This window comes from Novosphingobium sediminicola, from assembly GCF_014196525.1.
Classification (GTDB): Bacteria; Pseudomonadota; Alphaproteobacteria; order Sphingomonadales; family Sphingomonadaceae; genus Novosphingobium; species Novosphingobium sediminicola.
Map to the genome: position 1 here is coordinate 45,222 of NZ_JACIDX010000013.1, position 13,750 is coordinate 58,971.

The 13,750-nt window shown below is 64.2% G+C and carries 12 protein-coding genes; 10 read left to right on the plus strand and 2 right to left on the minus strand.

Going from position 1 to position 13,750, the window contains the following annotated elements; genetic code table 11:
- The first annotated feature begins 39 nt into the window (after window positions 1-39).
- Both GGR38_RS24565 and GGR38_RS16260 read left to right on the plus strand, forming a co-directional pair.
- Complete coding sequence (locus GGR38_RS24565; protein WP_343059139.1) at window positions 40-324, plus strand: NepR family anti-sigma factor; 285 nt, start codon at window positions 40-42, stop codon at window positions 322-324.
- Window positions 321-899 (plus strand): sigma-70 family RNA polymerase sigma factor, encoded by a 579-nt coding sequence (locus GGR38_RS16260; protein ID WP_183627224.1) that lies wholly within the window; start codon window positions 321-323, stop codon window positions 897-899. Before GGR38_RS24565 ends, GGR38_RS16260 begins: the two co-directional genes overlap by 4 nt.
- On the opposite strand, the gene GGR38_RS16265 is transcribed toward GGR38_RS16260, so the two are convergent.
- On the minus strand, window positions 896-2,167 hold the full coding sequence (locus GGR38_RS16265; protein WP_246404792.1) for a dicarboxylate/amino acid:cation symporter: 1,272 nt from the start codon (window positions 2,165-2,167) through the stop codon (window positions 896-898). The two genes, GGR38_RS16260 and GGR38_RS16265, sit on opposite strands and share 4 nt — an antisense overlap.
- Before the next feature lie 150 nt (window positions 2,168-2,317).
- Between GGR38_RS16265 and glmM the strand changes: the two genes are divergently transcribed.
- The 3 genes from glmM (at window position 2,318) to thiD (ending at window position 4,834) form a co-directional block, all read left to right on the plus strand.
- The gene (gene glmM, locus GGR38_RS16270) at window positions 2,318-3,655 is read left to right on the plus strand and encodes a phosphoglucosamine mutase (protein WP_183627225.1); all 1,338 of its coding nucleotides are present in this window, start codon (window positions 2,318-2,320) and stop codon (window positions 3,653-3,655) included.
- A gap of 211 nt (window positions 3,656-3,866) precedes the next feature.
- Window positions 3,867-4,091, plus strand: coding sequence for a DUF1272 domain-containing protein (locus GGR38_RS16275; protein ID WP_183627226.1), 225 nt, complete (start codon window positions 3,867-3,869; stop codon window positions 4,089-4,091).
- Window positions 4,088-4,834, plus strand: coding sequence for a bifunctional hydroxymethylpyrimidine kinase/phosphomethylpyrimidine kinase (gene thiD, locus GGR38_RS16280; protein ID WP_183627227.1), 747 nt, complete (start codon window positions 4,088-4,090; stop codon window positions 4,832-4,834). The genes GGR38_RS16275 and thiD overlap by 4 nt, the downstream gene beginning before the upstream one ends.
- On the opposite strand, the gene GGR38_RS16285 is transcribed toward thiD, so the two are convergent.
- Entirely contained in the window at window positions 4,835-5,722 is an 888-nt protein-coding gene (locus GGR38_RS16285) for an LOG family protein (protein WP_183627228.1), read from the minus strand.
- Window positions 5,723-5,974: 252 nt separating this feature from the next.
- Here GGR38_RS16285 and GGR38_RS16290 point away from each other — a divergent pair, with 252 nt between their 5' ends.
- The 5 genes from GGR38_RS16290 (at window position 5,975) to GGR38_RS16310 (ending at window position 13,731) form a co-directional block, all read left to right on the plus strand.
- Window positions 5,975-7,234 carry an efflux RND transporter periplasmic adaptor subunit gene (locus GGR38_RS16290; RefSeq protein WP_183627229.1) on the plus strand — a complete coding sequence of 420 codons (1,260 nt, stop codon included), beginning with the start codon at window positions 5,975-5,977 and terminating at the stop codon, window positions 7,232-7,234.
- Complete coding sequence (locus GGR38_RS16295) at window positions 7,231-10,410, plus strand: CusA/CzcA family heavy metal efflux RND transporter (protein WP_183627230.1); 3,180 nt, start codon at window positions 7,231-7,233, stop codon at window positions 10,408-10,410. Before GGR38_RS16290 ends, GGR38_RS16295 begins: the two co-directional genes overlap by 4 nt.
- A complete protein-coding gene (locus GGR38_RS16300; RefSeq protein WP_183627231.1) occupies window positions 10,407-11,828 on the plus strand; it encodes an efflux transporter outer membrane subunit in 1,422 nt (473 codons plus the stop codon). The genes GGR38_RS16295 and GGR38_RS16300 overlap by 4 nt, the downstream gene beginning before the upstream one ends.
- 94 nt (window positions 11,829-11,922) lie before the next feature.
- On the plus strand, window positions 11,923-13,308 hold the full coding sequence (locus GGR38_RS16305) for an MATE family efflux transporter (protein ID WP_183627232.1): 1,386 nt from the start codon (window positions 11,923-11,925) through the stop codon (window positions 13,306-13,308).
- Window positions 13,309-13,443: 135 nt separating this feature from the next.
- The gene (locus tag GGR38_RS16310) at window positions 13,444-13,731 is read left to right on the plus strand and encodes a co-chaperone GroES (protein WP_172339607.1); all 288 of its coding nucleotides are present in this window, start codon (window positions 13,444-13,446) and stop codon (window positions 13,729-13,731) included.
- Window positions 13,732-13,750: the final 19 nt, after the last annotated feature.

Here is a 13,750-nt window from a genome sequence, read left to right on the forward strand (position 1 = left end):
TGGCGAATTGGGCGGGGCGCTCAAATTGGGCAGGTTGATGTGAATCGCGAGCAAAAGCCACGCAATGCTGATGTAACGGGCGATGTTGTTGCCCGATCACCCGGTTCGGGCGAAGATCTGGCCAAGGCGGTCGTTTCCGACGAAACCGGCGCGACGCCCGAAATCGAGGCCGAAATCAGGGATCACGATCAAAAAGATGGCGGCTGCGACGAAGCGCCGCCATGGGCCGCGCCGCTGCGCGATATGTATCAACAGGTAGTCGAAGAACCGCTGCCCGATTTCCTGTCCGACCTGCTGTCCCGGCTCGACCGCGACGACGAATGAGCGCGTCCCAGACCCAACAGCCCGATTTCAAACGCGAGCTGACGCAGGTCGTGCCCCATCTGCGCGCCTTTGCGCGCGGGCTTTGCGGGCGGCCCGATCTGGCCGACGATCTGGTGCAGGACACGTTGCTGCGTGCATGGGCCGCGCGCGACCGCTTTGTGGCGGGCACCTCGATCCGGGCCTGGACCTTCACGATCCTGCGCAATGCATGGTTTACCGAAATGCGGCGAAACCGCTTTCGCGCCGATTATGACGAGGCCGTGGCCGACCGCATCCTGACCTCGCCCGCGGGGCAGGAGGCGCCGCTGCATCTGGCCGATCTGTCGCGCGCGCTGATGGAATTGCCCGCCGAAAGGCGCGAGGCGCTGCTGCTGGTGGGCGCGGGTGGCTTTTCCTATGAAGAGGCCGCCGCGATCTGCGGATGCGCGGTGGGCACGATCAAGAGCCGGGTGGGTCGTGGCCGCGCGCAACTGACCGCGATGATCGAGGAAGGCCGTATTCCCACGCGCGGCAATGCCAGCGAGAGCAGCCGCGCGCTGATGGCCGAACTCGACCGGATCACGCCCAAGGATTAATCCTGAGACCCGGCCCTGTCCACGCTGCTGGTCACGGCCACATCCATGAACACATTGCCCAGCGTCCGCATCAGATCGGGCAGCATTTCCACCGCCACCAACAGCGCCAGCGGCCCCACCGGCACGCCCATGGCAATCGCCACCGGGCCGATGGACAGCACAAAGCTGATCGAGCCGGGCAGCGAGGGCGTGCCAAGCTCGGTCAGCGCGGCCACCGCGATCCCTGCCAGCATGGCCGAAACGCCCAGCGGCGTGCCGGTCAGATGGGCGACATAGATCACCACCGCCAGATTCATCGCCGGCCCCGTCGCGCGGAACAAAGCCACGCACAAAGGCAGACTGAATTCCGCGCTCGACGAACGGATGCCGAGGCGCGAACAGGCCGAAAGCATCGCGGGCAGGCTGGCCAGCGAGCTTTGCGTGGAGGCCGCCACCACCGAGACAGGCAGCATCGAGCGCAGATATTGCCCCAGCGCCAACCGCCCCGCCACCACCGCGATCACCGGCGCCGAAAGCAGCACCAGGCCGCCGATCCCGGCCACCAGCGTGACATAATGCGCCAGCGCGCCCAGCGCCGCCGTCCCGGTCTTCACCGCCAGCCCCAGCGCCAGCGCGAACACACCGATGGGCGCAATCGACAAAACCCAGCCGATCATCACCATCATGATGCCCGCCAGCGCCTCAAAGAAACCGATCATGTGGCGGCGCGGCCCTTCGGGCAATTTGCCCATGGCCAGCGCGAAAACGGCAAAGAACACCACCACCGGCAGCATCTCGCCCCCCGCCGCCGCCGAAGCGATATTGGAGGGCAGCACCGCCAGCAGAAATTCCGACAGGCCCGGCACCGGCCCGGCACTCTGCGCCGCGCTGCCCGCCAAGGCTCCCGCCGCTGCGCCGGGGATCGGCCACATGTCCAGCCACAGCGGCATGACCACCACCGCCACCGCGCCGCTGACCAGATAGAAGCCCAGAATCCAGAAGATCGCCCGCCGCGCCATGGCCCCTGCCCGCGCGGCCGCCGCTGTCTGAACCAGCCCCAGCACCAACAGCGCCACCACCAGCGGCAGAATCGTCATCTGCAAACCCTTGAGCCACAAGGTGCCCAAAGGCTCGATCACCCGCACCACCGGCAAGGCCGCAGGAAAGCGCGAGAGCACCAGCCCGCACAGCAGCCCTGCCCCCAGCGCCACCAAAGCGCCCAGCGAGGCCACCCGGATTTCCGGCAGGTTGAAACCGCCCTTTTCCGCCTGCTCAACCTGATCCGTCAACGAATGCCCCTGTGGTTTACCATTGCCCGCCTTACCATTGTTTGCGTGACATTAACTTCGCCGCGTCACATAGCAAGGCAAGCTGCGCGTGCCATGCCCGGAACAGCATGAGCGATGCGCAAAAAGACGGATCGGTTTGGGGACAGACGAATGGGACGACAGTTTTTCGGCACCGATGGCATCCGCGGGCGGACCAATGCCGGGGTGATGACCGCCGAAATCGCGATGAAGGTGGGTCAGGCCGCAGGCACGCATTTCCTGCGCGGCAAGCATCGCCATCGCGTGGTGATCGGCAAGGATACGCGGCTTTCGGGCTATATGCTGGAAAACGCGATGGTGGCGGGGTTCACCAGCGTGGGCATGGATGTGGTGCTGCTGGGCCCGATGCCGACGCCCGCCGTTGCGCTGCTGACGCGCGAATTGCGCGCGGACGTTGGCGTGATGATCTCGGCCAGCCACAACCCCTATGAGGACAATGGCATCAAGCTGTTCGGCCCAGATGGGTTCAAGCTCTCGGACGAGGATGAGCTGGCCATCGAATCGATGCTGGGTCAGGCGCTGCCTCTGGCCGACAGCCCCCAGATCGGGCGGGCGCGGCGCATCGAGGACGCGCGCGGGCGCTATATCCACGCGGTCAAGGGTTCGGTGCCGCATAATATCCGCCTTGATGGCCTGAAAATCGTGGTCGATTGCGCCAATGGCGCGGCCTATCAGGTGGCCCCCTCGGCGGTCTGGGAATTGGGCGCAGAGGTGATCGCGGTGGGCGTCACGCCCAACGGCAAGAATATCAACGACAAATGCGGCTCGACCCATCTTGATCTCATCAAGGAAACTGTGGTCGCCTCGGGCGCGGACATCGGCATTGCGCTCGATGGCGATGCCGACCGGCTGATCGTGGTCGATGAAATGGGCCAGACGGTCGATGGCGACCAGTTGATGGCGCTGATCGGCACGCAATTGCACCAGCGCGGCGAATTGCGCGGCGGGGGCGTGGTGGCCACGGTCATGTCGAACCTGGGGCTGGAGCGTTATCTGAACGCGCAGGGCCTGAGTCTGGAGCGCACCAAGGTGGGCGACCGTTATGTGCTCGAACGCATGAAGGAAGGCGGATTCAACGTCGGCGGCGAACAGTCGGGCCATATGATCATGCTCGACCATGGCACGACCGGCGACGGCACCGTGGCCGCGCTTCAGGTACTCTCGGCGCTGGTGCAATCGGGCAAGAAAGCGAGCGAATTGCTCCACCTGTTCGATCCCGTGCCGCAATTGCTGAAAAACGTGCGCTTCTCAGGCGGCAAGCCGCTGGAGGCCGAAAGCGTGCAAAAGGTAATCGCGGACGCCGAGGCGCAACTGGCCGGGCGCGGTCGTCTGGTGATCCGGCCCTCGGGCACCGAGCCCGTCATCCGCGTGATGGCCGAGGGCGATGATGCGGCCGAAGTAGAGCAGGTGGTGGATGCCATTTGCGAGGCGGTGAAGGCGGCGGTTTAACGTAAGTTTGCCTCCGGCGGGCAAAGGGTCTTGGACCCTTTGCAATCCCTTTAATGGGGTGGCGCATGGCCTGCCGGGGAGCGGCGGTTTAAAAGCCTGCGGCGCGGCAGAGTTGCGCTGTGGTTGAACCTGTGACGCAACAATGACAGTAATGGGGGTGCAGGGGGTCTAGATCCCCTGCTCATACCTTTTTCTTGGAAAACCCATCATCATGCTCGAAATGCGCCCCGATTGCGAAAAATGCGGGCAAGACCTGCCCGCCGAGGCCCCCGGCGCCTTTATCTGCTCGTTCGAATGCACGTTTTGCGCGGAATGCAGCGAGGAGTTGGACGACCTTTGCCCCAATTGCGGCGGCGAACTGATGGACCGCCCCACCCGCGCGAAAAAGCACCATGCCAAGAACCCGCCCTCGACAGTGCGGCATTACAAGGGATGAAGCCTGCTCGGATTCTCACCATTGCCGGATCGGATTGCAGCGGCGGCGCCGGGCTTCAGGCCGATCTGAAAACCATCACCATGCTGGGCGGCTATGGCATGAGCGCGATCACCGCCATCACCGCCCAGAACACGCGCGGCGTCTTTGCGGTCGAGCCGCTCTCGCCCGAGATGGTGGCGGCCCAGATCGACGCCTGCCTTGATGACATCGGCGTCGATGCGGTGAAGATCGGCATGCTGGGCAGCGCGGCGATCACGCATATCGTAGCCGACCGGCTGGAAAAGATCGCCGCACCCGTGGTGTTCGACCCCGTCATGGTGGCGACCAGTGGGGGCCTGCTGGCGGATGCCGATACGGTGGCGGCTTTCGGGCGGTTGATGGCGCTGGCCGCGCTGACCACGCCCAACCTGCCCGAACTGGCCGCGCTGGGCGGCGAGGCGGCGGTAAGGACCAAGACGCAAGCCTTGCTGATAAAAGGCGGCCATGGCGAAGGGGCGGTGATCAAAAACCGCCTGATCTCCCCCAATGGCGAGCATATTTTCACCAGTGAGCGCATCGACACCCGCCACACCCATGGCACCGGCTGCACATTGGCCAGCGCGATTGCCACCGGGCTGGGCCAAGGTATGGCCTTGCCTGAGGCGGTCAAACGCGCGGGCGATTTCGTCCATGCCGCCCTGCTGGCCGCGCCGGGCTTCGGCGCGGGCCATGGGCCCCTAGGACATCAGGCCGTCAGACTCTGATCATTCGGCAAATTTGGGAAAGCAGTCGATCCCGTAATAGCCGGTGATGTGCTCCCAAGCGTCCTCGGCAGTTTCGACCGGCGTGAACAGTTCCAGATCGCGCCGGTTGACCACGCCTTCCTCGACCAGAGCCTCGAAATTGACGACCCGGTTCCAGAATTCGGCGCCGAACAGCAGGATCGGGATCGGCTTCATCTTGCCGGTCTGGATCAGGGTTAGCAGTTCGAAAAATTCATCGAACGTGCCAAACCCGCCCGGAAACACTGCCACCGCCCGCGCGCGCAGCAGGAAATGCATCTTGCGCAGCGCGAAATAGTGGAACTGGAACGCCAGACGCGGCGTGACATAAGGATTGGGCGCCTGTTCATGGGGCAGCACGATGTTGAGCCCGATGGTTTCGGCCCCGACCTCGGATGCGCCGCGATTGGCCGCCTCCATGATCGAGGGGCCGCCGCCCGAACAGATCACGAATTGGCGCATGCCCTTTTCGACAATCGCGCATTGGCTGGCGATACGGGCCAGTTTGCGCGCCTCGTCATAATAGCGGGCATTGGCGGCAAGGCGCTCGGCAATCGCCTTTTCCTCGGGCGTGGTGGCGGCCGCGATGCGCTCCTCGACCTTTTCAGGCGCCGGAATGCGGGCCGAGCCATAGCATACCAGTGTCGAGCCGATCCCGGCCTCGTCCAGCAGCATTTCGGTTTTCAGCAATTCGAGCTGAAAGCGCACCGGGCGCAATTCCTCGCGCAGCAGAAATTCGGTGTCGCGAAAAGCCAGCTTGTAGCTTGCGCTTTGGGTCTGGGCGGTGCGGGTTGCATGCTTTTCAACAAAGCCTGCTTCCTGTTCGGCCTTATAAAAACGGCGAGACAGTCGTTTTTCTTCTTCGGTCATATTCTGCTCTTATCTCTTCCAATTGACCTTTCTAGCGCAAAAGAGTGAATGGGCAATGACCGGGAGAAGCTTGAGAATCAGATGGTAGGGCCGGTTTCGGTGGCGGCCTAAGGGGTTGTTCTTGTGTTTATATAAAAAATTTATATCCGTTCATCCTCAATTCAGCGCCCCCCGTGCTTGGAGCAAACTCGAAGAGCTGGGCGTGCTAGGGGCTGATAGGGATTGGCGGCACGATGCAGGCGAGGAATAAAAGTGACGGATAATCAAGCGGGTGGCACGCTTTCGGTCAAGAATCAGCTTGGCCTTTTGCTCAAGGCGGTGCTGGCAGTGGGGGCGGTTGCGCTTCTGGTGCTGGCCTATCGCCATTTCACGTATAAAGAGCCGGTGGCGCCCGCGCCGCTGCCCGAAGGCATTGTCGAAATGTCGCCTTCGCAACTGGCCACGCTCAAGGTGGAAGCCGTGGGCGGGGGCGATGGCTGGCTGCAGACCGCCGCCACGGGCATGATCGCGGTGGATGAAACCCGCGCCACGCCGATTTTCCTGCCCTATTCGGGGCAGGTCACGCAGGTGATGGTCCAGCAGGGCGCCACGGTGGTTCAGGGCCAGCCCCTGCTGACCTTGCGCACCAGCGATGTGGTGGACGCGCGCAATGCGCTGTTCGGCGCGGCGGCCAGCCGGTCGAGCGCCTTTGCCGCAGCCAAGCTGGCCGAGGAAAACCTCAAGCGTCAGGAACAGATCTATCGCACCGCCGGCGGCGCGCTGCGCGATTATGAACAGGCGCGCAACGACGCCGTCGCCGCGCAGGCCGCGCTGCGCAGCGCAGAGGCCACCCTTGGCGCCGCGCGCGACAAGCTGGAAATCTATGGCAAGAGCCAGGGCGAAATCGCCAAGCTGGAAGGCGCGCATGACGTCAACGGCTATCACCCCGAAACCACATTCCGCGCCCCCATCGGCGGCGTGATCGCCAGCCGCGCGGTCAGCCCGGGCCAGTTCGTTCAGGTGGGCGGCACCACGCCCGTGATGACCATCGCCAATCCGGGCCGGGTATGGCTGGTGGCGCAACTGGCCGAAAGCGATGCGCCCCATGTGCATTTGGGTGACCAGGTGGATGTAACCGTCTCGGCGTTTCCGGGGCGCGTGTTCCAGGCCGTGGTCGACAATATCGCCAGCGCGCTTGATCCGCAAAGCCACCGCCTGCCGGTGCGCGCCACGATCGCCAATCCGGACGGGGCGCTCAAGCCCCAGATGTTCGCCAATTTCACCATCCGCCATCAGGACAGCGCCCCCGCCAATGGTCGCCCCGTGATGTCGGTTCCCGCGCAGGCCGTGATCCGCGAAAGCGACAATGCGCGCGTGTGGATCCAGATTTCGCCCAACCGCTTCCGCTGCGTCGATGTCACGCTGGGCGAGAGCCATAATGGCCGGGTCGATGTGACTTCGGGCCTCAAGGGCGGCGAAAAGGTTGTCACCTCGGGCGCGATCTTTGTGAACGAAGCGGGATTTGGCGCGTGAACAGTCTTGTCCGTTTTGCGCTGCGTTCGCGCATGCTGATCATGGGGCTGCTGGCAGGGATGCTGGTGGCCGGTGGCATTGCCTTTTACAACCTGAACATCGAGGCCTATCCCGACCCCGTTCCGCCGATGGTGGAAATCATCACCCAGTCCCCCGGCTCCAGCGCCGAGGAAATGGAACGCGGCGTCACCATTCCCATCGAGGTGCAGCTGGCGGGCCTGCCGCATATGACGGCGATCCGCACCATCAGCCTGTTCGGCCTGTCCGACGTGAAGGTGCAGTTCACCTACGATTTCACCTTTGAACAGGCCCAGCAGCAGGTGATCAACCGGCTGTCGCAATTGGGCACCCTGCCCGGCGGCGTGGTGCCCGAACTCTCGCCCACCAGCCCGATCGGCGAAATCTATCGCTATCGCATCAAGGCCCCCAAGGGCTATTCGGTGATGGACATGAAAACGCTCCAGAACTGGATTCTGGAACGCCGCTTCAAGGCCATTCCCGGCGTGATCGACGTCACCGGCTGGGGCGGCAAGGAGCGCGCCTATGAGGTGGTGGTCGATTCGGCCAAGCTGACCGCGCATCAGACCAGCGTTGCCGCCGTGATCGCCGCTCTGGGCAAGGGCGACGCCAATGTCGGCGGGCAGACGATTAACTTTGGCCCCCAGGCCGCCATCGTGCGCGGCGTGGCGTTGATCCAGTCGCCGGCTCAAATCGAGAACACGCTGGTCACCAACAATGCGGGCGTACCGGTCTATATCCGCGATGTCGCCAGCGTTCAGGTGGGCAACCAGCCGCGCTTTGGCGTGGCGGGCCTTGGCAATGAGGACGATATCGTCGAGGGCATCGTGCTGATGCGTCGCGGTTCGCAATCCATGCCCACGATCAACGCGGTCAAGGAAGAGGTCGAGAAGATCAATGCGGGCGGCATCCTGCCTCCGGGCGTGACGCTGGTTTCGAACTATGACCGGTCCAAGCTGATCGATGTCACCACGCATACCGTGATGGAAAATCTGGTGGTGGGCATTGCGCTGATCTTTGCGCTGCAATGGGGCCTGCTGGGCAATCTGCGCAGCGCGATCATCGTGGCCACCACCATTCCCTTCGCGCTGGCCTTTGCGGTTCTGATCCTGACGCTTCAGGGCGAAAGCGCCAACCTGCTCTCGGTGGGCGCGCTCGACTTTGGCCTTGTGGTGGACGCCACGGTCATCATGGTGGAAAATATCTTCCGCCATATGGTCGAACGATCCGAACATGTGGAGCGGGGCGAAAGCCACTTCTCCTTTGCCACGCGCCTTGGCTCGATCCTGCATGCCAGCAGCGAAGTGAGCCGCGGCATCTTCTTTGCCGCCGCGATCATCATCGCCTCCTTCCTGCCGCTCTTCACCCTGACGGGCGTGGAAGGCCATATCTTCGGCCCGATGGCCAAGACCTATGCCTATGCCATCGCGGGCGGGTTGATCGCCACCTTTACCGTGGCTCCGGTGATGTCGGCGCTGCTGCTGCCCGATAAATTGTCGGAGGTGGAAACCTGGATCGTCCAGCGTTTGCGCCGGGTTTACGAACCGGCCTCCGGCTTTGCGCTGGCAAATCCGGTGGTGACGCTGGGCGGCGGGCTGCTGCTGTTTGGCGCGGCGATGGTGGGCGTGCGCACGCTGGGCGTCGAATTCCTGCCGCATCTCGAAGAAGGCAATCTGTTCATCCGCGGCGAATTGCCGACCTCGATCTCGCTGGAGGCGGGCCTGCCCACCACCAATGCGATCCGGCGCCGCATCGCCTCCTATCCCGAAACGCAGAATGTGCTTTCGACGCAGGGCCGACCCGATGACGGCACCGACCCGACCGGCTTCTTCAACGCCGAATTCTTCGTGCCTTTGAAGCCGCAGAAGGAATGGCCATCGGGCATGGACAAGGACAAGCTCGTTGCCCAGATGAGCAAGGATCTGGCCGATCACTTCCCCGGCGTCGATTTCTCCTTCTCGCAGATCATCGAGGACAATGTGTCCGAGGCGGCCAGCGGGGTGAAGGGCGCCAATTCGGTCAAGCTGTTCGGGCCTGATCTGGAAACGCTGCAAAAGATCGCCAATCAGATCAAGGATGAGATGTCCAAGATTCAGGGCATTGCCGATCTTGGCGTGTTCCAGTCGCTGGGCCAGCCCACGGTGCGCATCGATGTCGACCGCGAAAAGGCGGGCCGCTATGGCCTGACCCCCGATGACATCAACCAGACCGTGGCGGCAGCCGTGGGCGGCGCATCGCCGGGTGAATTGTACGAACCGCACACCGACCGGCACTTCCCGATCATCGTACGTTTCCGCCCTGAGCAGCGCGACAGCATTGACACGATCAGCCACATCACCGTGGCCACGCCCAATGCCACCGGCGGCGTGACGCAGGTTCCCCTGTCCGAGGTGGCCAGCATCCGCCTCGTTTCGGGCGCCAGCTTCATCTATCGCGAACATCAGACCCGCTATGTCCCGATCAAGTTCAGCGTGCGCGACCGCGATCTGGGCAGCGCCGTGGCCGAGGCACAATCGCGCATCGCCCAGAAGATCACGCTGCCGCCCGGCTATACGCTGGAATGGGCGGGCGAAATGTCGAACCTGAAGAATGCCGTGGCGCGGCTTGAAGTGGTGGTGCCGATCAGCCTGCTGATCATCTTTGCCCTGCTCTATGCCAATTTCGGCAATATCCGCGACGCCTGCCTTGCCTTGTCGTCCATTCCGATGGCGATCATCGGGGGCGTGCTGGCGCTGGTGCTGACGGGGACCTCCTTCTCGATTTCGGCCGCCATCGGTTTTGTCGCCTTGTTCGGCATTGCGGTGATGGACGGGATTTTGGTGGTCAACAATTTCAACACCGCGCTCAATGAAGGGCAAAGCCGCGAGGAAGCACTCAAGACCACCACGCGCAATTCGCTGCGCCCGGTGGTGATGACCTGCCTTGTAGCGGCCATCGGCCTGCTGCCTGCCGCCGTTGCCACCGGCATCGGCTCTCAGGTGCAAAAGCCGCTGGCGCTGGTGGTGGTGGGCGGCATGACGCTGGCCCCGGTGCTGATCCTGCTGGTGCTGCCGCTGCTGATCGGGCGCTATTCCAAGCATGTGCCCAACAAATATGCGGTGGCCCATGGCAAGGATGAGCGCGATCTGCCCCATCATCATGAGGGAGAAACGGCATGAACATGACCGCCCTTTTGCTGGCAGCAACGGTGCCGGCTCTGCCTTTGCCCCCGACGCCTGCGGGCAATGCGCCGGCCTCGGTGCTCAGCGCCCCGGTCGCCCCCGAAGGCGGCCCGGCGCAGACCATCGCCGTGGGGACCCCGGTCCCCGCGCAATGGTGGCGCGAATTCGGCAATGATGCGCTCAATGCGCTGGTCGAGCGCGGCCTCAAGGCCAATCCCGATATTGCCGCAGCCGACGCCACCCTGCGTCAGGCGCAGGAACTGGCCCGCGCCTCGGTGGGCGGTCTGCTGCCTCAGGTCGATGCGGGCTATCAAGCGAGTCGCGCGCGGACCAGCAACACGATCGCGCCGGTTCTGGCCGATCAGAATGTGATGCTCTACACGCTCCACACCGCGCAGGTCAGCCTGTCATGGTCGCCCGATGTGTTCGGCGGCGGGCGGGCGCGGGTGCGTTCGGCGCGGGCGGCGGCGCGGGCGCAGGCTGCAAGGGCCGATGCGGCGCGCTCGATGGTTGTGGCCAATCTCGTCCAGTCGGCGATCCAATATGCCGCGCTGGGCGAGGAAATCGACGCCACGCGCGATGCGGTCACCGCCTATCGCGATGTGCTGGCGCTGATCAAGCTGCGCCAGAAGATCGGCGCGGTGGGGGCTTCGGATGTGGCGGCGCAGGAAACCGCGCTGGCCGCGATCGAGGGGCAATTGCCGGGGCTGGAGCGCGCGCGCAAGGCGCAGGAGGCCCAGATCGCGGTGCTGATCGGGGTGGCGCCGGGTTCATCCCTGCCCCCCGTGCCGCGCATGGATGAACTGACCCTGCCCGCGCAATTGCCCTTGAGCCTGCCCGCGCAGGTCGTTGCCCATCGCCCCGATGTGCGCAGCGCCGCCGCGATCATGGAAGGCGCCTCGGCCGATATGAAAGCCGCGGTGGCCGCCCGCCTGCCCTCCTTCACGCTGAGCGCGCAATATGGCGGCACGGCCAACACATTTGCCGACATGTTCGCCAGCGGCAATCCGTTCTGGACGCTGCTGGGCGGGGTTTCGGCGCCGATCTTCCACGCGGGCAGCCTGCTGCACCAGAGCCACGCCGCAAGGGCCGCGCTGGAGGCCGCGCAGGCGCAGTACCGCTCGACCGCGCTTCAGGCCTTTGCCGATGTCTCGAACGCGCTGACCGCGATCAAGACCGATGGCGATGCGCTGGCCGCCGCCGACCGGGGCAATCGCGCTTCGGCCGACAGTCTGAACTTTACCCGCCGCCAGTATGAGCTGGGCGCGGTGGGCACTTTCACCCTGCTCCCGGTTCTGGCTGCAAGGGCCGAGGCGCGCAGCACATGGGTTCAGGCCCGCGCGGCGCGGCTGGTTGATACTGTCGCGCTCTACCAATCGTTGGGCGGCGGAACGGGCCAGCAATTGGGCCAATAAGATCGCAAGGGGCGCTCTGCCGGGGCGCCCCTTTTCTTTTCAGCAACACGAAATTGCTTTGTCCCGCAACAAAGCACGCCTATGCCCGCGCGTGATGACGACGGGGGCGAACACGGGAATCTGGCGCAGCGAAGCGCTGGCCACGCTGCGACTGGCGGTGCCATTGGCGGCGGCCAATCTGTTGCAAATGGCGGTTTATGCCATTGACGTGATCTTTGTCGCGCGCTTGGGTCAGACCCCGCTGGCCGCCTCTTCCCTCTCGGTCAGCCTGTTCGGCCTGCTGGCGTGGAGCCTGTCGGGCCTGACGGGAGCGGTCTCGGCGCTGGTGGCGGCCGAGTTGGGCGCGCGCAATCATGCGGTGCGTTCGGTGCGGCGGTCCACGCGGATGGGCCTGTGGCTGGCGGTGGGCACGGGCACGCTGGCCATGATATTGTGCAGTTTCGGGCGCGAGATCCTGCTGCTGACCGGACAGGCGCGCGAAGTGGCCGATCTGTCCGGCGGGTTTCTGCATGTGCTGAAATGGGCGATGGTGCCGATGCTGATCGCCAATGTGCTGCGCTCGGTGGTTTCCGCACTGGGAAGGCCGGTGTTTGCAACCTTCATCACCGCGCTGGCCATCGCGGTCAATGCGGCGGGCAATTATGCGCTGGTGTTCGGCCATTGGGGGATGCCCGCGCTGGGCCTGCAAGGTTCGGCACTTTCCAGCGTGATTACCGGATGCGTGACGGCGCTGGCCTATACGGGGGCGATTTTCGCCAATCGGCGGCTGCGGCGGCATTATCTGTTCGGCCATCTGTGGCGGCCTGATTGGCAACGCCTGCGCGAGATTGCCGCGATTGGTGCGCCGATCTTCTTTCAGGTGCTGGCCGAGGCGGGCCTGTTTGGGGCGGCGGCCTTCCTGATGGGGCGGATTGGCGAGGCGGAACTGGCCGCGCATACGGTGGCCTTGCAGATCGCCGCCTTCACGTTCCAGATCCCGATGGGCATCGGCCAGGCCGCGACCATCCGCGTGGGATACCATTACGGCGCGGGCGACCGGGCGGCGATGGGGCGCGCGGGCTGGGCCTCGTTGCAGATCGGCCTGTGTATCGCGCTGTTCTCCTCCTCGCTGATGGTGCTGGCCCCGCGCCTGCTGCTCTCGGCCTATATTGACGTGAACGCGGCCGAGCGCGCGGTGATGGTGGCGCTGGCGGTGCGCTATCTGGTGGTGGCCGCCGCATTTCAGTTGGTCGATGCCACACAGGTCATTCTGGCGGGAGCGCTGCGCGGATTGCAGGATACCAAGGTGCCGATGGCAATTGCCTTGCTGGGCTATTGGGTGCCGGGGTTTGGGGTTTCGGTGATGCTGGGTCTGGGCACGGGGCTGCGCGGGTTTGGCGTGTGGATTGGCCTTGCCACGGGCCTTGCCGTGGTGGCCGCGATGCTGCTGTGGCGCTGGAACCGGCGCGAAGCGCTGGGGCTGCTGCACGCGCGGGGCTGAATTTTTCATCGGGCTCGATTTTTTGTTGGGGGCAAGCCTTGACGCCCCTTGGCCCCGCACCCATATCCAGCGCGTTGGCACTCTCAGGGTGGGAGTGCCAAGAAGCATTTTCAACTTGAGAGAGGTAACACTCCCATGTCGTTCCGTCCTCTGCACGATCGCGTGCTGGTCCGCCGCGTCGAAGCCGAAGAAAAGACCGCCGGTGGCATCATCATCCCCGACAGCGCCAAGGAAAAGCCCGCTGAAGGCATCATCGTTTCGGCTGGCACCGGCGCCCGCAACGAAGCTGGCGTTGTGACCCCGCTGGAAGTCAAGGCTGGCGATCGCGTGCTGTTCGGCAAGTGGGCCGGCACCGAAGTCAAGGTTGGCGGCGAAGACCTGCTGATCATGAAGGAAAGCGATATCCTCGGCATCATCGGCTGAGTTGATACGCGTCTTTTAA

What these genes read in the sequence shown, in the direction of transcription:
- GGR38_RS16260 (WP_183627224.1), top strand. Translation starts at nt 321, where the DNA reads ATGAGCGCGTCCCAGACCCAACAGCCCGATTTCAAACGCGAGCTGACG.
- glmM (WP_183627225.1), top strand. Translation starts at nt 2,318, where the DNA reads ATGGGACGACAGTTTTTCGGCACCGATGGCATCCGCGGGCGGACCAAT.
- GGR38_RS16275 (WP_183627226.1), top strand. Translation starts at nt 3,867, where the DNA reads ATGCTCGAAATGCGCCCCGATTGCGAAAAATGCGGGCAAGACCTGCCC.
- thiD (WP_183627227.1), top strand. Translation starts at nt 4,088, where the DNA reads ATGAAGCCTGCTCGGATTCTCACCATTGCCGGATCGGATTGCAGCGGC.
- GGR38_RS16285 (WP_183627228.1), bottom strand. Translation starts at nt 5,722, where the DNA reads ATGACCGAAGAAGAAAAACGACTGTCTCGCCGTTTTTATAAGGCCGAA.
- GGR38_RS16300 (WP_183627231.1), top strand. Translation starts at nt 10,407, where the DNA reads ATGAACATGACCGCCCTTTTGCTGGCAGCAACGGTGCCGGCTCTGCCT.
- GGR38_RS16305 (WP_183627232.1), top strand. Translation starts at nt 11,923, where the DNA reads ATGACGACGGGGGCGAACACGGGAATCTGGCGCAGCGAAGCGCTGGCC.
- GGR38_RS16310 (WP_172339607.1), top strand. Translation starts at nt 13,444, where the DNA reads ATGTCGTTCCGTCCTCTGCACGATCGCGTGCTGGTCCGCCGCGTCGAA.